This is a genomic window from Bacillus sp. FDAARGOS_1420 (assembly GCF_019344915.1).
GTDB lineage: Bacteria > Bacillota > Bacilli > Bacillales > Bacillaceae_G > Bacillus_A > Bacillus_A mycoides.
Genome location: NZ_JAHWJB010000002.1, coordinates 801,561 through 819,956, shown reverse-complemented (window position 1 = coordinate 819,956; position 18,396 = coordinate 801,561). Strand labels below are relative to the sequence as shown.

The following is an 18,396-nucleotide window of genomic DNA, read 5'->3' as shown; positions in this document are numbered from 1 at the left end:
GAAGCACTCCCCCTTAACATCCACATATAGTATCATCTTGGATTAAATAATTTATCTCAAAAGAACTATTTTTTAAACAAATTATCAAAATATTCCCTGTTATATTTAATACTAGCATGATTAGGGATAAACTGCGCCGCCTGTTCATTGTGATAAATTGCTTTTTCGTATTCTTTTATACTATCATAACAAATACACAATTGAATATGCGGCAACCATGTATAACAAGCTTCACGAATAAATGGAGAATCTTTAGGCTTCGGTCCTTTAATTGCTGAGAGGTACCAATAAATAGCCTTTTGGTACTCCTTTTGTTGTAAAAAAAGATTTCCTAAATGGCAACAAATTTCCCCTCTAGGTGTATCATACATAAATGAATGCAAACATGACTGAATAGATTCTTTCCACTTCCCTAATTCTAAATAACATTCTGCTCTTTTCAAGCAAGCTTGAATATTATCTTCAAACCACCCTTGCCCCTCATCTAAAAATTTGTTATACCATGTAATTGCTATGTCATATTTTTTATGATCCTTACATTCATTTGCATAATAATAAACATCTCGAGGATCTAGCTTTTTTCCATCCGCAAGAAGTGTTTCATATATTTTCAAATTCCGATCCGTGTAGTTCTTTTCTTTTTTATGCATCACACCTATATCACTATTTAAGATATTTCCATATATCGCTAAATATTCATGAACAACACCATACCATTGAAAATTTCTCTGCCTCTTCACTAATCGATTTCTTCTAAGCTGATAGGTCGGGTTTCCTTCTGTATCAAAAGTCAAATAGTATTTCATAGATACAGCATCAATACTAGCATCTAATGTGTGCTTTAATTGGAGAAATCGCTTTTGATCCTCCTCTGCAATTACGTCATCTGCATCAAGCCAGAGGATATACTTTTTAGTAGCCTTAGAGAACGCAAAATTTCGTGCTGCTGAAAAGTCATTAATCCATTTAAAATCATAAATTTTTGCCTTGTATCTTTTTGCAATTTCTTTTGTGATATCTGTTGAACCTGTATCTACAATAATAATTTCTTCTACAACATCTTTGATGGAATCTAGACACCTCGCGATAGTTTGTTCTTCATCCTTTACAATCATACATAGACTAATAGTAATCGGATTTCCTTCCATATAACCCCTCCTATTTTATCTGCATCAGATTTCTTTCTCATTTTAACAATCATTGATCTCTACCCCCTGTAAATACTAGGATTAGCAGTTTCTCATTGTTTGTTAAAAGCAGTATTAAAAGGTATATGTTACTATATATATGCTAGGGCATCCCCTTAAGTCACATCATTAATTACCAACTTTTCAAAATAATGATATACAGATACACCTCTATACATGTTTCAGTACAGACAATTAAGATATCGTATAAAAAATCATAATATACCAAACAAGCACGACGCTCTCTGTGAAATACCAGTGTCGTGCTTGTTTTACTTTTTTGCGCAAACTTTACCTCCCCCATACTAACTCTCATCTAACCTTGGATTTCATCATTTGTCACCCTGATAATTACTGATACAAAACGATAATTATGGTGGGGGAGATTCCTGAATAAACTCTTGTCCTATTCTATGTGCTGTTATATACTGTTATTAAGAACACATCTCTGTAGTTCCCTTTTATGTCCTATAACACTTAAATATCAGTGCGGCACTATCATCTTGCTGAAACACAACACAAAACGACACTCTACGTCATGATAGGGTGTCGTTTCTTTTTTAGTTTATCAAATAACCAATTTATTTTAAAGGAAGAACCAACCCTGATATAGAATTAGGTGCACTATACCACGTTTGACTTACCACAACCTATACATATCAAACGTCTAGTTAAAGGGGACATGAAATGTATGAAAAAACATCAAATTATTTATACACTTATTTCACCTAATGGCGACCGTGATACAATAGGTCCCATTCTAATGTATGCAACTACAGGACATATCCTTAAACAACGCTTAGATAAAGAACTTCAACGAAGACTCGGAGACCTATACCAATGGGAGATAGCGGTTCAACAAGTAGAAGATGAACAACTCGTATTATTCTAAATAACTTGACGGGATACAAAAGAAAATGTAGGATGATTATCCGCGCGCAAAACTTGGTTTATACATCACATTGTGAAAGATCGGGCGATTGCCAACAACTTTTATGACATCCTAGCTGTGTTTGTCAAGAGAGCGCATGGAAATGCTTTACAGATTCATAATAATGAAATAAGTGGAGCTATAAAGTAATTTATTATGGTATGCAAATTACGTGAACTGCATATACTATAATGGTCATCTAGAGAATTACCCATGCAAGGCACCTTACTGGGAAGGTGCCTTTATTATTTTCAAGTCATATTGTATGTAATGAACTCATATAATAATAATAATGCCGATACTGTTATACAGAAAAAGAGCATTCCTCCCATCCAACTAAGGAATGCTCCTTTTTCATATATTCATACTTTATTAGCTATTTCAGTATCATCTAAATTAATTCCATTTACTACAGTTGTAGTTGCCGGAATAACCGCTTCTATTTTACAAATAGAAATAATTGTAGCTACCGTGCCCGTACTTGCTCCCAATCTAATAACATCGCAAGTAACAGAAGTAACTACTCCTACGTAACTTCTAGTCTGTGTGTCAATACGAACTGTTTGGTTTATTAAACTACTAAGTTCATCCTTAATGCCTTGTACACAACAACAGTCACAAGTCTGATTTTGCTGATTTTTACACTCTTCATATTGCTCCCGACATTCATCGCAACCGCTGCAGGAATTATTACAAGAGCCTCCACACGAACCACTTGAACTTGATGTACTTACTTGACCATATTTTTTTCTATTCATATACCCCATGATCTCATCCCTTTCATGTTTTAAAACATTCTATGCAGACGTTTGAAGATATGAATGGGACAAAATGGATAAATATGATTCTTTCACATCGTATTTATTCTCACATACTATGGTAAATATATCCCATGAAAATATCTATCACCCAAGAGCGTCTTTTACTCACCAGAGGAACGCTCTTTTTCAGTTTATGTCACCCTAACATAATTTTCGCTAGCTGTAATGTAGAATAGTACTCTGGTTTTTATTTTTAGTATTCATATTACTTCCTACCGTTACATATACTATTATTGACAAACCAAATAAGAGATGTATTTCTTTGTAATGTCCAAAAAGGAGCGTTCCTCACTCGTCAGAGGAATGTTCTTTTTCAGTTTACTTCACCCTTACATAAGTTTCACTAGCCGTAATATAGAATGTTTGACCTTTCGAATTATGCACCCTATACTGCGGTGAACCATCCACCATAACTTTCTCATCAACGGTAAATCCATCCCCCGCATCCACGGTACCCACGACATCCGCACTATTCCACGAAGGTCGATTACGGAAGTTTAATCCATTCACTTTGGATTCCACCCGCTTCCCTGCTACGGATGTGCACTCGATGCCATTATGTCTAACAAAACGAATGTAAGACGGGTCATGGTATACCCATTGCTCTCCACCTAGATTCAACCAGCCATTTTGTTCATACCACACGAGATAGTCCTCAGGTTTATTTAATTTCCGAATGACTGCTCCACTCGTACTCGGCGCATTTCGAAGATTGATATTCGTTCCTTCAATATAAGCAATTCCGATTCCCTCCGGTGAAGGATTTGGATTCGAACCATGATACGCCTGTTTAACTCGCTCGATAAAGCTTTCCCTCCTCCCTTCACCTAGCATTTTATGGGGACAATACTTTCCGCTCCATGATCGGTGCGTACGTACGTTGCTAATTGGAATGTTATACTGCTTCATTAACTGAGCAATGATAATTGCCGCATTATTTTCTGCCTTATAGTATCGATCACCGCCCGATTTTGAATAACAAATTTCAACTCCGATGGATTTACGGTTACCCGCTCCATTTCCATCCCCACAATGCCATGCATTTCTATCAAAAGGAATTCCTTGCACAGCTTCTTTTTCATCTACCGCAACATGAAATGAAACCTGATTATCATTTCGAATCATATAAGCGATTTCGTTATGAGCCGAAGCGTCATTATACGTATTATGAAACGTAATATACTTCGGTGTCATCGTATACGGACACTTTGTACCATATTTACTCGGGTCAACTAATTTTTTTCTGATTTCCATTATTTACTCTCTCCCTTACTTTTCCCACCTAAAATTTCAACTGCACTTGTTAATGGTTGTGGAAGCGGAATTCCCATACGCCCAGCGTTTTCTAAAATGGATAACAGTTCATTCCCCATGAAGAAAAAGATAGTTGCTTCCCGAATCGCACTGTTACTACCAATCACTGCATCCAATTGAGCCGCCACTCCTACTAAAAGGAACAACACCACTTTTTTAGCAATACCTTTGAAACCCACTTTACTTTTTAATTTTCCATTGTATCCTGCTGCAATTACTCCCGTTATATAATCGACAATTGCCATCATAACTAATATTTTCAATGCTGCATCCCATCCTCCCAAGAAATATCCGCAGAAGCCACCGAAGGTAGCTATAAACATTTTTATAAATACGTCGATACGATCCACTTATTCCCCTCCTTCTTTACACTAAATAATTGATTGAAAAATGAATGATTTTGTCAGTAGTGATGTTGTATATTTTTACATTCCCGCCAGTTTCTATGTTGAATTCACAGATAGAATACGGTGGGCCGGCTATAATCACAACATCGGTTATTTGTTGAGCTGGTCGCAATCCAGTTGGAACGTTACATACAACTTGTCCTTCTTTGACATTCTTTAAAGAACCTATAACCGAAACTTGGTCACCATTTCGTTTCGCTCTCGTAACTTGTCTTCCTTCAACATTGGAAGCATTCGCTGTGTTTATTGTCACCTTAATCCAATCTGTATCTGTCGCTTGTTTAATTGTTCCGTCCGTTCGAATTTCTACCTTTTTGGACCACTCCCATGTATCCCCTTGTTCTTTTGTAGAAGGAGCAAATATCAGCTCCCCTTGTGCCCCTTTATGAAAAATCGTCTTATAAGAACGACTTCCTAATACAAAGGCATTGTCGGTCTTAAATTCAAGTAATCCCGTTATGGTGTCTCCGGATTTCTTCACAATATCCATCGCATCTATTTGCTTGCTAACACCATCTACACGCGCCTGAATGCGTTCTGTCACTCCTTTGAACTTTGTATCCGTTTCATCGGCTTTCTTTTGAATATACGGTGTAAGCCCTGCAATCTTCTTATTCGCTTCGTCAATTTCTTTCCGATGCCCTTTCACCATTTCAAGAGCTTTATCAAACTCTGAAATATACGCTTCGGATTCTATATGTCCTGTTAGCGCATCAGATAATGACATTACTAAGAAATCTTGCGTTGTCGCTCGGAATGTCTTTCCTTGTTCAATAGAAAAGAAAGATCGTTTCACCTGACCAAGTGCACTGAACACCTCAGCTGGGAACGTATATGTGAAATGCCCCTTTGCGGCATCTATAATAGTTACTCCCTCTTTATCTCGTATGGCGGTATCATCAGGCTTCACACACTCATAAAAGACCGTCAGGTTTGTGAGAGGGTAAGGCTTACCATTGTTGGTAATCAAAACGTCTACCGTATTACTTGCCAAATCCCCCATACGTCCTGTTACGATTAAACTCGTATATTCATATTTTTCTTTCTGAATATCTAGTACGAATGTTGTTTTCATAGCATTGTCTCCTCACTCTCCTCGTGTTCGTGCAGTGGAGACGTACCCGTTAGAGATGTATAGCACTCTGTACAAATATTCTTTTTCGCAAATCCCATATCCAATTCATATAGGCGAGATCCGCGTTTACATGTTTCAATTTCACATCTTGTCGCAATTCTAAATTGGAGGGTTCCATCCATTTCTCCCCAAACTTCCACTTTATTTCTACCTGTGGAAATGCCGGCATTATCTAACATATCAAAAGGAATGTAAACAAACACGCCCACCTCTACACGCTCTACATCCACCAATCTTCCCATGAATGGTGATGCTTCGCCTGCTTGTAACGGCATACCCTGTAAATCTTTATATTTATCCATGCTTCTCCCTCTCTTCTTTATCCTAATGCATTAAAATGCCATCCATTTGCGTTATTCACATAAAACCCGATACCACGGTTACCATCTCTAAAATGAATATGACCCCAACTTTGAAACGGATTCCCACCTATGCTGACACCTTTCGCCGCTCTGATATTGTTGTGGAATCTCGTTTCCAACGTTCCACCAATATCAAACGTCGTTCGATCTCGTGCTACCTGTATCAATCCATGATTATTCCCGAACTCGAGCCCATCAATCGGCATTGTTCCGGCGTACACTTCCGCGCTTTGTGCTTGCCATTCATACATCGAAGGGTATCTTCCTGTAACCAGTTGGATACCTGATACACAAACAGCCGTCCCTTTCGAAATATCACCATCTGCTGACTCCGCTTTCACCACAATGGCATGTTCGTGAATGTTGTAGTTCTTTGGTACAGTAAACGTGAATGCTCGGCGCTGGATATCCCCATAAAAAGTGCTAGGGGCATCGAATGGTACTTTTTCTTCATGCCAGATATCGTAGTGAACATTATCTCTATAGGTCACAAAACAAACATGTAACTGCGGCTTAGCGGTGACTCGTGTGCCATTGATCGTGGCACACCTGAAATGTGCGGATAACGTATGGATATTATTTGGATAAATCCCATTTTTCACGGTGGTTTCTGGATAGTTATACCGATCCACACGTGTGGCATTGACCATGCGTTCATAATTAAAATTCAGTGTATTATTTTCTAACACCACATTTCCCTGTGGTCTCCAAAACCTTCCTGATTCAAAATGGCTATAGTTGGGGTTACCATCCATTACTGGTTTGGGTACACTAGAGAAATCGTGGTCAATGATTAGATTCCTTTTGGCGATGACTGTGGTTTTCAAGCCTCTTTCATCTTCATATAAGAAATCCAACATTTTAGCATTCACACCATCTTTTCCAATGGAAACTTTCTCATTTTGAATCAAAACTTTATCCGCATCAATTGGAATGCCTTCTTGGTTGTTGTTAATGGCATCGATGATATCGTCTTTTTTCACGGTATCCTTATAAAAGTTAAGCATTTTATTGTACATCTTACTGAGTTCGGTATTTGGATCCGTTATCTCTCGGTAATCCCCAAATATATACTTATCTTTTGTCGGATCTGTAAACGATTCATCTCCAGCAATCACACGCGCTTCCAAATACAGTTCAGGCGTAAAACCTGTATCTTTGATTCGAATTGTATCTCCTTCATCCACCAGCTCATGAGACAAACCAAACACTCGTCCGATTGCTTCCGCTTCTACCTCATAAGAGACAGATGCATTCGCTCGTTTTCTTATCTCAATTTTCATTAGTGTTAGGAGACGCTGTGGTGACATATCTTGATCTTCTGTTTCTGGTGAATAAAAGCCGAGCTTATGTTGCCCTTGTTCATGCCAGCGTTGGAATGCATCTTTATCTACGATGTACGGGATCCCGTTGTTGATGCCCTCAATCGTGATAAGGTCGTCTCCTTCTCCCTTCACAAAGCCCACAAGGGCTGTACAGATGTTCTGAGAATTTTCAATTCGTCTGATTCCTCTTAAATCTTTTCCCAGCTCCACCTCTTTCCCTGTCTCTCTTCCCCGTTTCTTCACCATATCCACATAGCGCCCTACAATTTGAGGACCGGCTATTTGCACACGGTATTGAATTTCTAATTCAAAAAGAGAAGCGATATCTGTTAAGAATTTTAAAGGGTCAATAAATGCGTCAATGGTCATCGTATGAAAGCCTGCGTACTCTGTTCTACCACGTTTCCACTTCGTCCCGATTACAGCCATATCTATGAACTGATTTACAGTCTGACTTTCAATTCGTTGCGGTTTAATGATGTTTGCTTTCGCTAATTGAATCCATTCTCCGGAGGCATATACCGTAATCGTTCGGTCTTCTGAATTCTTTTCCGTTTCCGTGATGACATAGGGAACAATACGACCTCCTCTGACTTCTTTGAGTACCAGATTTTGCTGCATCAGCGTGGCTGCCTGTTCCGTACCATCAAATACAGTAAACTCCAATGTATCTATATTGTGTTTGATCTCGAAATGACGAACATCATCCCAGTAATCTTCCGGCCCAATGATGGATACAGTTTGTTCTGTTTTAAAGTCCACAACGTGTAGTTCTCCACTCGGTATCCTCATTTATATCGCTCCCTATATGTCACTTTCGCCTTTCCGATATTCGGTGGCATGATTTCCAGCTTATTTTTCCCTTTATGAATGATCGGGAAGCTACTAAAAAAGTCTTTTATATTACTCGCACTTTTCCCCTCTATGGTAACCGACCTTCGTTCTTTATCTATTACAATTTTGTCACCTTTATCCGCGATGTATGGTAAGTTACCTTGTGTATTCATGTTCACTTTCCAAAATTTAATGTCACTTACTGTTAATTTTTCGACTGGTGGAACATCTTGCCACTGCATAATGCTAATTTGTATTTGTGCAGCTTTTGCCATATGGTACTTCTCTTCATCTATCCATCTAACAAAGCGTTCCGAATCATCCCGCTCCGTCTCAGATAGAAACTTTGAAATATACGCTTCCCACACATTCCCCGTTCTCGCTATCCAAAGCCTGCCAAAGTATTGATTCCATGTTGTCGGATGATCTCCACTTTCATGAATCAAAGTTGTTCTTCCTGGTTTCCCATCGTAACCAATGACCATCGTCCCCACATTTTGTTCTGCCTCCCAGAAAACATCATTCATCGCAATCTTAGAAAGCACTTTACTATTTTCATCAAGAATGGCTATCTCAACACGCCCCATTTGATTTCTTGCCGTACTTTTACACGTCACGTAAGATTGCATGATAAAGTCTTGCTTAGGCCCACCAGGTATATTCTTTTTAACCGCCGCTCCGTGCCATGCCTTTCCAGTACCATAATCTGAACAATAAAATTGATAGTTATCAGATTTCATTTCTCCAACAGGCTGTCCGTCTTCCATTTCGCTCACCTTGCTCCAGCCTATTGTTGTAGTCATCTCATCCCACAATACCCGTTGATTTCGCTCTACTGGAAGTTGATTTGCTTTGAGTGGGTATCCAATTCGGAAGTAATCTTTACCATTCCATACATCCAAAAATGTAGAAGGTTTCTCCACTTCGACTTCGATAATTGGGTGAGATTGTACGGTACCTTTGTTCGTCACGTTCGCAATCAGTCCTCTCCCATCAAGCTCGAAATCTACAGATTGCTGGGCTCCTAATTTATAAGGCATAGCGCAAATAAATGTGAGGGTACCTTCACCGAGGTTGACCAATTGATCAAGATCAAATGATTCATCAATGATCGCTAAAAATGTGCGGTCCCTTTCATCATCGAATATTAATTCTTGGGGCTGTTCTGTAATTAACCAATCGGCTATTTCTTCTTTTAATTTTTCAGCTTCTTTTGGGGAGTTATATAATAAGGCGACGGGGACAACGATTTTTCTCATTTTTGTTTGGGTGCGTATCAGTCTACCGCCTGGATAATGAGGAACTTCTAAAAACGTACGCTCCAATGGAGCCCATGCAGGACGCTTTACACCCTGCAAAGGAACGACGCTATGATTTCTTTTCCCGTTAAATTGGAAGAAACTCAAACTGCATAACATGCCTATCACCTACTTTTTAAATGCTTTATATCTTTCGTCTTCTCGTTTTTGAAGCTCTCCAACATCTGAGTATATTTCTCTTGCAATCTCCCGTTTATCGAGATACACAGCTAATTCAATCGGTCTATCAGATTGTTGTTGATACATCATTTGTGGCATGGTTTGTGCGATTTCTTGTCCAATTCGTCCGAGTGTACTATCGCGCAATGGAAGAACAGCTTCGTCATATCCTTTCGCATCCCCGACACCGATAACGGTTGGCATGCCTGGTTTCACAAGCGCGCCTTTGGCCGCCCATTTGATATCAAAGCTTGGTAACCCTTCTGACATCCAGTTCAGTGGATTCAGCGAACCATTTGTTGTAATCTTTGGTGTCGGAATCTTCACGCCACTGAACATATTTTTCACACCATTTTTAATCTTATCTAGCCAGTCCTTCACACCGTTCCAAGCATCTTTAAATGGATTTGCGATAGCATCTTTCACTTTCCCAAATGTATCTTTGATCACTTTAAACGTGTCCTCTGAGCTTTTGAATATGCCTTTGAACATATCAGAAAAGACTTGTTTAACGCCTTCCCAAGCTTCCTTAAAAAGACCTTTCATCTTACTTCCGATTTTTCCGATGATACCAAGAATTTTCCCTACGCCCCATAATTGAATGAAGTTCCAAATGAATTCCCATGCGCCAGAAAGAACCTGTTTGATTCCTTCCCAGACTCCTTTCCAGTCACCTGTTAATAAGGAGGAGAATACCTTAATAAGCCCCATTATGATATCCAGAGCGCCATTGATCACTCCTTTGATGTTCTCCCATGTATCCTTAATGATGGTGAAAACAATTGGCATGACAAAGCTAATGACACTTTTGATAAACTCGAACGTATTGCGAACAGCTTCCATAATTTGTTCGCCATTCTCTTTCCAGAATGCAGCAATCTTTTCTATAATCCCATTTACGAACGACATGACATCCGTCAGCAGAGGCATTACGTACGGTGCGATAGCCTGGAATACACCCTTAATAAAGTCCCAAGTCGCATCAATAATCCCCATAACCACTGGGGCAGCCGCCGATATGAGAGATTGTACATGTTCTATGAAGTTACGAATGTGCATCTGAACATCTTGGATGAACATTTGAATGTCCGCCTTTTTCTCTGGAGAAAAACCTAATTTATCTAAGAGATTCGAAGCGGCTCCCCAATCACCGGCAATCAGGCCTTTCATGGTTTCTACTCCAAACCTGACCCCTTCCGTAATGTTTTGTATCATTAAAATGGACTGCGCAGAAAACCCTAATTTGGTGAGAATATCATATCCCTTTACCATTTCGTTTCGATCTCCCGCAGCAGCTTGCCACATTGCTCCCAAGGCCTCCGCTATCTTCTTTACCCCTTCGGTATAAGAATCCAACGGAATGATAGATTGAATAAACTGATCTACCCCTTTTACAGCGTTAATCGCACCTTGAAGAATGGCGTATAATGCAGGAGCGATAATCGTGAATATGGTAATGCCTAAACCTTCTAATTTCGATTTAAATTCATCCCATTTACCAGATAAGTTATTTGACATCGTGTCTGCCATTTTCTTAGCCGTTCCATCAGCATGAACCAATCCATCTGTTATGTTCCCTAGTTCTTCCCCACCGACTTTCATTAATGCAGCCCAGTTTTTAAATGCTTCTGCGCCAAATAAAGTGGCTAATGTTGCGGTTTTCTGTTGGTTTGTCATCCCTGCGGTTTTCTGTTCTAATTCACCCACGATTTGTGGTAATGGTTTAATCTTCCCTTGTGCATCAAAGAATTCTAAGTTCAGTTCATTCATCACTCTTTTCATCGCCTTAGTTGGCTTCGCTAAACGGTTTAAAGAGGTACCCCACGCTTGTCCCGCAACAGACCCTTGTAATCCGGCATTCGCCATTGCCATCATAGCGGCAGATGTTTCTTCCATTGTAAAACCGACAGTAGATGCTGAACCGGAAGCGTACTTCATTGCCTCTCCCATTTGCTCTACATTTGTATTCGAGTTAGCAGCAGCCTTTGCTAATACGTCTGCAGCGTGACCGGCCGTATCAGCTTTTAATCCAAACCCAGACATGATATTAGATGTAATATCAGCAGCTCTACCTAAATCTAATTGACCAGCAGCAGCTAATGACAACATACCAGGCATGGCTTGCATGATATCATTGGTCTTAAATCCTGCCATACCTAAATATTGCATACCTTCTGCAGCTTGGGAGGCACTAAACTTTGTTTCTGAACCCATTTTTTTAGCTAATTGGGACAGTTTTTTCATGTCCTCACCAGATGCATCCGTCACAGCTTGTACAGCAGACATGGTCTTTTCAAATCCAGCTCCAGCAGATATAACACCCATTAATGCAGCGCCTGCGCCTACTGCCGCCCCGGCCATACCACCCATAAGTAAGGCTGCGCCACCGATAGAGCCGCCTAATTTACCAAATACACCACCTAAGCTCCCGAACTTACTTCCCATACCCTGAGACGTTTTGGAGGCATGGGTATCTAAATCTTTTAACCCTTTCCGTGCCTTCTCATCTTTCAAGAACACGGAGCCAAACATTTTAAATACTTCCATGTGCGTTACTCACCACGCATTTCTTTAAATCGATTTGATATGTCAGCCGCTCGCTTGAGGACTCTGTCCTTCTCCTCTTCCGTCATGCGACTGTTTTGTTTCTGCTGACTTGTAGAAAACGCTTCTTCATACGGAATAATCTTTCCACTAAAAGCTATAACGGGAATATGATGCAGCCAAGTTTGGAAACGCCTTTCTTCCATTTGCTTATTCTTAGCTTTGTAATAGAGGGAAAACACCTCGTGGATGGATAAAGAAGAGATATAGGACATGTCGCTATATCTTGCCGCCAATGTATCAATAACGTCTATCTCATTAATGTCATCGCAGCTTTGAGACCATTCAAAAAACCCGGTAAACCTTCATTCTCTTTGATGTCTTCTATTACATTTTGTAAATCGGCATGTTGCTTTACTTCCGTTGGTTTTACACCGTATAAATCAGCTAGCCACTTATAAAACTCACCCTCAGCTTCACCTAAGTTAACGATCACAGTGTAGAAGAATTCCGTACCAATACTTACGTTTTCCGCTACGACTGCTTGTTCTTCCTCTCTAGGGATTTCATCCGCTCCGTATTTATCAATCAAAGCTTGCGCCTTTTGTGATACTTGCATCCCCCTACTAAAAAAGGACGTCACCTCTTCTTTGATTCCCATTTCCTTTAAGATACGGGAGAATGAAAAAGTATCTGAAAAGCCTAACTTACGCATTGTTTTGATTTCTTGATTGACTTGAATTGCCATGTTTTCCGTCTCCTTTTATATGAATGAAAGGGGAAATCCCCTCCCTATTTCTTTTCTAATGTTTTGATCTTATTTGACGCTTCGGGTGGTAAATCACAAGTGAAATCTTTCCCGCCACCCTCGATCCAAATTTCAAATGGTGCTTTATCTAAGTCACATGGGTCACGATGACCAGTGAATGTTGCTTCTGGAGCTGTTTCATCTCCACCCTCGAACGCCGCTTCAATTGCGCTATCATTTAAGGCATTCAGCACCATGATGATTACATCGCGGCCGTCCATTGTTTCCCCCACAAAAGTAATATTTTCAAGATACGAATCCATCGTTACTTTTTCACGAGAAGTGATAACGGAATAAGATTTCTGTTTCCCATTTACAGTCTTTTCAATTTTTTCAACTTCTGCACCTGGGAAGAAGTTAACTACTTTTTTAGGATCAAAAAATTCTAGTAATCCACCGGTTTTAAGCTGGGTCTTTGATCCGACAATTCGTTTAAAACCTTTTGTATCACCCTTTGAGCCGTTATATTCTATTGCTTTAAATTCAGGTTCATACGAGAACGAACCGCCACCTCGTAACGCTCCTAATGGAATCTCTTTGTCTTTGACTCCAAAATTCATAATGATTGCCCCTTCTCCTAATACAAGGGCATGTGGATTTGGATTTGGTGATGCCATTTGCAAAACCTACCTTTCTTACATATTGTAATGTCTCACTTTAAAACGAACTTCTTTCACTCGAATCTGTTGTCCCTCGGCTGGAATATCCGCTCGCCCCATATAATCAACTGCGATGCTCATGGGTGCACATTGGGTTCTTAACGTTCCATTCAGAATAGATTGTTTGATTTTCTCTGACGCTTCATCTTGAATGAGATAATCCGCTTCATGACTCCAAATATGAACCGTGAATGTAAAATCCTCTCTTACTCTTGATGCAGCATCAGATTGACTCTCGTACACGACGTAAGGGAGTTTCATGACTTCCTTGTCGGCTTCCCTGTAATACACATCCGCTTCATACGGTTCAAATACTTCTTTTAAAAACGCATCTATAAATTGTATTAAATCTATCATTTCATCCCGCCTTTCATAGCGGCTTCCATAATCCATTTCACTTCTGATTTATGATTCTCACCAGCGTTCCGGAATGCTTTCGTACCCTTTTTTCCTCGTGTTCGAAAGAACTTACCTGTTCGCTTATCTTTGTACACCCACGGTGTCTTCCTACCGCCTTTTTCAGCGTGAATACCTGTTCCAAACTCTTCATAGATGGCATTTTCATTGTTATTAAACACGATGCCTTTTGGAGTTACCCCCTCCATACCAACTTTTGTTTGAAATCCTCTTGCGGTATCTCCACTTCTCTTTCTTGAGTAGGTCACTGCATTCCCTTTGATATACTCCGCACCACGTTTCACCGCAAGTTTTTCCGCCGCCTGCATCTTTCGTATAGCTTTATCAAAATGAGACTCATACCGAATCATCGATTTTCATCTCCGTTTCTTCCAGCGCTATTTCCAAATGACTATCCGCACTCATTGGGTTAGATACTTTTTTCACACTGTAATACTTGTTATTCGCGATGATTACGTCCCCTTTTTGGATATCAGTAGGATCACAATACAACACAGCGCTTGTATCCTCTGTCACCTTTTGATAAGCCATACCGATATCCCCACCTTGCAGGGTTTCATCCACAATCCCCTCAAATGAAGATACCTTTTGATACTTGCCACGGTTATATGGATCGGAACTTTTCCCTTTTCGATACACCGCTACCTGAGTCCCAAATCGCTTCATCAATCGTTTTAATCTTCCTCTGGATCGCATAATGTTCTCAACCTCTTTCTTAACCCTTTTAACAAGTGCTTCGGATATTGTTCTTCGTCAGATGCGTAGGTTACGTTGCTTGAACCTAATCGCTCACCTTTCACACCGTCTTGCTTATCTTCCTCTGTAGAGAAAAGATGGTAACCTACTAATCGAATCGCAATAATCTCATAATCTGGTGGATAACCACGTTTGAAGTCATTTCCTGTATATCTGCGGATAAAGGAATCTACCATGGGGATGAATATTTCGATGAGTTCGTCTTGCTTGTCATCTGTCATACGAAGGATTTTCTTTACATTATCTTTTGTGGTAATCATGTGTTACCTCCTTAGAGGATAGAGAGCCGAAGCCCTCTATCACTTAGGTTTTGCGGCTGATTTTGCATCTCCGCCACCGCTCGATTCTTTCTTTTTATGGACATAGATTGCTTCTTTTTTATTGTTAAGAACGAATGCATCGAAGTAGAAACGACCCTCAGCTAGAGAACCAGAAATACCAACAGGATCTAAATGAATACGATATTCAGAGAGTTTAATCGGGGCAACTGTCGCAGATTTATGACACACAATGAAGTTCGCACCTAAACGCTTAGAAATAACTTTGACAACAGGCATACCATCTAATTCAGCTACCTGTCCTTTGTACACGATTTTGGATTGCGCTAGCTCAGAGGCTTTTACATAACCGTCAGATTCCTTTAAGTGTTTAATAACTTCTGGGGTAGCAAATAGCACACGGTTTTCAGGTGCCTCCGCTTCATCCAATGTTTCTGTTGCGGTAATCACAGCGTTATATACATTTTTCGTATCTAATGCACCCTCTACCACTGTGCCAGCATGTTCCGCCATTTTTGCAAAGCGATACGTATCAATATGAGGGATAACAACTTCACGCAATTGACGTGCCAACGCTTCGCCAGCCTTCATTTTCGTTTCTTCTTCATTCATTTTATCGATACTGAATGTAAAGGCTTTATCTTGCGTTAACGTCATTTCCTGTAATTGGTTCTCTAATTCCTTTGCTTTACCAAAACGCTCATTTCCGTCACGTTTGTAATCCGTGAGTGGGGCTGTGCTTACGCTTGTAATTTTAATCGTTTTCGCACCAACCCAGTCGTAATCATCATTTATACCTGGCGTTGACATTGCACCTGTACTAAATCGCTCATCAATCGTGTCAGCAAACTTTTCTGTTAAATAAATTGGCATATACAATCATCTCCTATTCTTCCCAACCTTTGTTGAATGCCGCTTCAAACGGATCAACTTCGGTTTTATCTTCTACTGTTGGTTTCTTCGGTGATTGTCCAGCTAATTTCCCTTTTACAGCTGTAGACATTTCACTATTCCAATCCGCAACAAACTCATTGACCGCTTGTTCCGTCGCTTCCTCATCCTCACCAATCAAACGATAAGCGAAACGAGCTGGAACACCAGCACCTTGTAACATACTTGTCGCATGGTCTTTCAGTTCAGAACGTCTTGCTTTCACTTTATATGATTCGTTTTCTTTCTTGAGGTCTTCATACTCTTGTTGTCTGCGTTCCTCATCAGTCAGGCTTTTACGCTGATACTCTTTGTCAGCCTCTTCTCGTGCTTTTTTCGCTGCCTGTTTTGCTCTTTTAGCAACGATTGCATCCACATCCGCTTGCGTGAATGTTTTTTCAGTTGGATCATTAGGATTATCTTCTGGATTCGTTCCATCTGGATTATTTGTATTGTCTGGTTCTTTGTTGTCACCTGGATTCAGATTACCTTCATCAGAAAAGTATTGGAAATCTCCTAATCGTAACTTAGGGACAAACGACATCCCTGCGTATGCTAATGTTTCCTCTGGTGTTAAATCTGCTTTTACTACATGTTTCCCTATTACTGGTTTCATTCTATTCCCTCCATTTATAGCCCGTCGGCTGTCGATTCCGAGTGTTTAACGTCCACCAGTACGACGAATATTACACAAAAGTTACATATCTATCTGGAATTGTTTTTCCTATGAAATTTATTAGCAATCTTCATTGTTATTTACGCTGGCCACACAGGTGTGAAGATGCAAATAAGAAATAACGTTACGACAATCGTAATCATCTCTTTACCTGACTCTCCCTCAATATCTTTCAACGCCTCACGTAAAGCAGATTGCATTCCAAAAGAAACATATATCATTCCAACAATAAAATAAGCTAATAGCCACAACATTTGCATCGCTCCTACTTCAAAAATTGTTTCTTATGAAATTTACATAGTTATAATTTAATTAACTTTTAACGGTACAATATCGATGTAAGCTGTCCCGTCTTTATTCACCCATTTATTAGTCATTTCTTCTTTATACTTTTCAGCAGCATCTTTAGATAAGAAAGTCCCACAAACTCTTTTGTTGAACGTAAACTCAAATTCCGGATACGGAAACTTAACAACTAAATACACTTCCATCTATTCACCCCAAGAATTGTTTCTCGTATTGTTTGTAACTCATGTTCGCTTCCTCGACCTTCACACTCTTACCAGTGTTATCTCTCACCCAACGGTATTTAGGACCTCTCACACCTTCAAAATACGGTATAGGCAACGTTCGGCACCTTGGATGCAATGGAGGATAGTTGTAACCCACACTTGCATCATCACGGTTATAAACTTTTCCTGTATCTAGCGCTCGACATTTCGGGGATGTACGATGGTCAAACGTGACATGGAGCTTGTACTTTTCAATCTCAGCCTCTCCAAAACTATCTAAAGTAGATTGGTTATAGAAGTAAGACGTCTCGGTGTGTACAAGCGTAATCGCATGCTTCATTTCCACATTCATCCTTTTGGCTAATCGTTCGGATACTTCATCCGCATGAATTCCTTGAATCACACCTTGCGTCAATTCTTCTCGTAACACCTGTAACAGCTTCTGTTTGTTATTCCATATACGATTCGAGAAGTTCTCACCACTCCACGGATACGAGAGGATATCTTTGATTATCTTTTCGTTCAATACATAAACAGGCGTTTCGACCCCTAGCTTCAGAAACTCATATTTGTTCCGTAACAGCGTTTCGGTATAAACAGTAGTCATTTGTTTACGGATAGCCTTCTCATCCTGTATCGCTTGGTCTGATAGCTTCCTCAGCATCTCAGAAGAGATCGCATCCAGACGAGTTACCTTCGCTAGATTGATATGTTGCTTGATTTCCTGTTCCATCGAATCTTTTATAGCTGAATCTACTTCGCTTAAATGGTCCAGATAATCAGTCAATCCCTTTTTACGTATTTCACGTTCCGCTTTACTCAAGACCTCGTTTAATTTGTTATAATCAAAGTCCTTTTTCGTGAGATAAAGCCGCATCTCTTTATTCACTTCACGGTAAGCACGTAGATAGGATGCTTGTAATCTCTTCTCTAGTTTCTTGGCTTCTTTATGCCACTTCTCTTCCAGTTGCTCAGCTCTTTTTACCCAATATTCCTCAGTTGTCGGCATTTTGGGCGACTCC

The 18,396-nt window shown here is 39.9% G+C and carries 22 protein-coding genes; 1 reads left to right on the top strand and 21 read right to left on the bottom strand.

The genetic code is table 11. The features are described from left to right. Positions 1-65: 65 nt before the first annotated feature. Positions 66-1,115: a glycosyltransferase gene (locus I6L50_RS14565; protein WP_374108423.1), complete on the bottom strand. Its 1,050-nt coding sequence runs from the start codon at positions 1,113-1,115 to the stop codon at positions 66-68. Positions 1,116-1,878: 763 nt separating this feature from the next. Here I6L50_RS14565 and I6L50_RS14560 point away from each other — a divergent pair. Next, positions 1,879-2,079 (top strand): hypothetical protein, encoded by a 201-nt coding sequence (locus I6L50_RS14560; protein ID WP_219301888.1) that lies wholly within the window; start codon positions 1,879-1,881, stop codon positions 2,077-2,079. 401 nt (positions 2,080-2,480) lie between these two features. Here the strand turns inward: I6L50_RS14560 and I6L50_RS14555 are convergent, their stop codons facing one another. The 20 genes from I6L50_RS14555 to I6L50_RS14460 form a co-directional block, all read right to left on the bottom strand. Beyond that, a complete protein-coding gene (locus I6L50_RS14555) occupies positions 2,481-2,885 on the bottom strand; it encodes a hypothetical protein (RefSeq protein ID WP_219301887.1) in 405 nt (134 codons plus the stop codon). Positions 2,886-3,257: 372 nt separating this feature from the next. After that, positions 3,258-4,193: an N-acetylmuramoyl-L-alanine amidase gene (locus I6L50_RS14550; protein ID WP_219301886.1), complete on the bottom strand. Its 936-nt coding sequence runs from the start codon at positions 4,191-4,193 to the stop codon at positions 3,258-3,260. Beyond that, positions 4,193-4,603, bottom strand: a complete 411-nt coding sequence (locus I6L50_RS14545; RefSeq protein WP_219301885.1) for a phage holin family protein — start codon at positions 4,601-4,603, stop codon at positions 4,193-4,195. The genes I6L50_RS14550 and I6L50_RS14545 overlap by 1 nt, the downstream gene beginning before the upstream one ends. 16 nt (positions 4,604-4,619) lie before the next feature. After that, positions 4,620-5,735, bottom strand: a complete 1,116-nt coding sequence (locus tag I6L50_RS14540; protein ID WP_219301884.1) for a BppU family phage baseplate upper protein — start codon at positions 5,733-5,735, stop codon at positions 4,620-4,622. Beyond that, positions 5,732-6,097, bottom strand: coding sequence for a hypothetical protein (locus I6L50_RS14535; RefSeq protein WP_219301883.1), 366 nt, complete (start codon positions 6,095-6,097; stop codon positions 5,732-5,734). Before I6L50_RS14535 ends, I6L50_RS14540 begins: the two co-directional genes overlap by 4 nt. Before the next feature lie 17 nt (positions 6,098-6,114). Beyond that, the gene (locus I6L50_RS14530; RefSeq protein ID WP_219301882.1) at positions 6,115-8,274 is read right to left on the bottom strand and encodes a phage tail spike protein; all 2,160 of its coding nucleotides are present in this window, start codon (positions 8,272-8,274) and stop codon (positions 6,115-6,117) included. After that, positions 8,271-9,722 (bottom strand): distal tail protein Dit, encoded by a 1,452-nt coding sequence (locus tag I6L50_RS14525; protein ID WP_219303700.1) that lies wholly within the window; start codon positions 9,720-9,722, stop codon positions 8,271-8,273. The genes I6L50_RS14530 and I6L50_RS14525 overlap by 4 nt, the downstream gene beginning before the upstream one ends. Before the next feature lie 21 nt (positions 9,723-9,743). Further along, on the bottom strand, positions 9,744-12,326 hold the full coding sequence (locus I6L50_RS14520; protein WP_374108382.1) for a phage tail tape measure protein: 2,583 nt from the start codon (positions 12,324-12,326) through the stop codon (positions 9,744-9,746). A gap of 20 nt (positions 12,327-12,346) precedes the next feature. Further along, positions 12,347-12,613, bottom strand: a complete 267-nt coding sequence (locus I6L50_RS14515; protein ID WP_219301880.1) for a hypothetical protein — start codon at positions 12,611-12,613, stop codon at positions 12,347-12,349. A gap of 35 nt (positions 12,614-12,648) precedes the next feature. Next, positions 12,649-13,086 carry a hypothetical protein gene (locus I6L50_RS14510; RefSeq protein WP_219301879.1) on the bottom strand — a complete coding sequence of 146 codons (438 nt, stop codon included), beginning with the start codon at positions 13,084-13,086 and terminating at the stop codon, positions 12,649-12,651. 44 nt (positions 13,087-13,130) lie between these two features. Beyond that, the gene (locus tag I6L50_RS14505) at positions 13,131-13,763 is read right to left on the bottom strand and encodes a hypothetical protein (RefSeq protein ID WP_219301878.1); all 633 of its coding nucleotides are present in this window, start codon (positions 13,761-13,763) and stop codon (positions 13,131-13,133) included. 18 nt (positions 13,764-13,781) lie between these two features. Further along, positions 13,782-14,162, bottom strand: coding sequence for a hypothetical protein (locus tag I6L50_RS14500; RefSeq protein ID WP_219301877.1), 381 nt, complete (start codon positions 14,160-14,162; stop codon positions 13,782-13,784). Beyond that, a complete protein-coding gene (locus I6L50_RS14495) occupies positions 14,159-14,572 on the bottom strand; it encodes a hypothetical protein (RefSeq protein ID WP_219301876.1) in 414 nt (137 codons plus the stop codon). The genes I6L50_RS14500 and I6L50_RS14495 overlap by 4 nt, the downstream gene beginning before the upstream one ends. Further along, positions 14,559-14,918: a hypothetical protein gene (locus I6L50_RS14490; RefSeq protein WP_219301875.1), complete on the bottom strand. Its 360-nt coding sequence runs from the start codon at positions 14,916-14,918 to the stop codon at positions 14,559-14,561. The genes I6L50_RS14495 and I6L50_RS14490 overlap by 14 nt, the downstream gene beginning before the upstream one ends. After that, positions 14,897-15,238: a phage head-tail connector protein gene (locus tag I6L50_RS14485; protein WP_219301874.1), complete on the bottom strand. Its 342-nt coding sequence runs from the start codon at positions 15,236-15,238 to the stop codon at positions 14,897-14,899. The genes I6L50_RS14490 and I6L50_RS14485 overlap by 22 nt, the downstream gene beginning before the upstream one ends. Before the next feature lie 39 nt (positions 15,239-15,277). Continuing rightward, positions 15,278-16,129 (bottom strand): hypothetical protein, encoded by an 852-nt coding sequence (locus I6L50_RS14480; RefSeq protein WP_219301873.1) that lies wholly within the window; start codon positions 16,127-16,129, stop codon positions 15,278-15,280. A gap of 13 nt (positions 16,130-16,142) precedes the next feature. Then, positions 16,143-16,802 carry a DUF4355 domain-containing protein gene (locus I6L50_RS14475; RefSeq protein WP_219301872.1) on the bottom strand — a complete coding sequence of 220 codons (660 nt, stop codon included), beginning with the start codon at positions 16,800-16,802 and terminating at the stop codon, positions 16,143-16,145. A gap of 140 nt (positions 16,803-16,942) precedes the next feature. Next, positions 16,943-17,116, bottom strand: coding sequence for a hypothetical protein (locus tag I6L50_RS14470; RefSeq protein ID WP_219301871.1), 174 nt, complete (start codon positions 17,114-17,116; stop codon positions 16,943-16,945). 54 nt (positions 17,117-17,170) lie between these two features. Further along, complete coding sequence (locus tag I6L50_RS14465; RefSeq protein WP_219301870.1) at positions 17,171-17,353, bottom strand: hypothetical protein; 183 nt, start codon at positions 17,351-17,353, stop codon at positions 17,171-17,173. A 4-nt stretch (positions 17,354-17,357) separates the two neighbouring features. Further along, complete coding sequence (locus I6L50_RS14460; protein WP_219301869.1) at positions 17,358-18,383, bottom strand: minor capsid protein; 1,026 nt, start codon at positions 18,381-18,383, stop codon at positions 17,358-17,360. Positions 18,384-18,396: the final 13 nt, after the last annotated feature.